Genomic DNA, 351 nt, shown 5'->3' on the forward strand with positions numbered 1-351 from the left:
GGCCAGCAATGGCAGCCTGGCAGGCACGCCGACGGCGGGCGGTACCTTCACCTTCACGGTGACCGCCACCGACAGCAGCGGTGGCACCGGACCCTTCAGTGCGAGCAGCGCGGCGCTGGCACTGACCGTGAACGCCCCGACGATCCTGATCGCGCCGAGCTCGCTGCCCAATGCCACCGTGGCCGCGGCCTACTCGCAGACCGTGGCCGCTTCCGGCGGCACCGTCGGCTACAGCTACGCCGTCACCGCCGGGTCCCTGCCGCCGGGCCTGAGCCTGTCGAGCGGCGGCGTGCTCAGCGGTACGCCCACTGCAGGCGGTACCTACAACTTCACGCTTGCGGCCACCGACAG

Annotated in this window: 1 protein-coding gene; it reads left to right on the plus strand. The window is 71.8% G+C overall.

The features are described from left to right. Nucleotides 1–351: putative Ig domain-containing protein (locus tag EN850_RS34465; RefSeq protein WP_136092998.1), on the plus strand; the 351-nt coding region annotated here is incomplete at both ends.

The organism is Mesorhizobium sp. M8A.F.Ca.ET.207.01.1.1 (assembly GCF_004794715.1).
Lineage (GTDB): Bacteria > Pseudomonadota > Alphaproteobacteria > Rhizobiales > Rhizobiaceae > Mesorhizobium.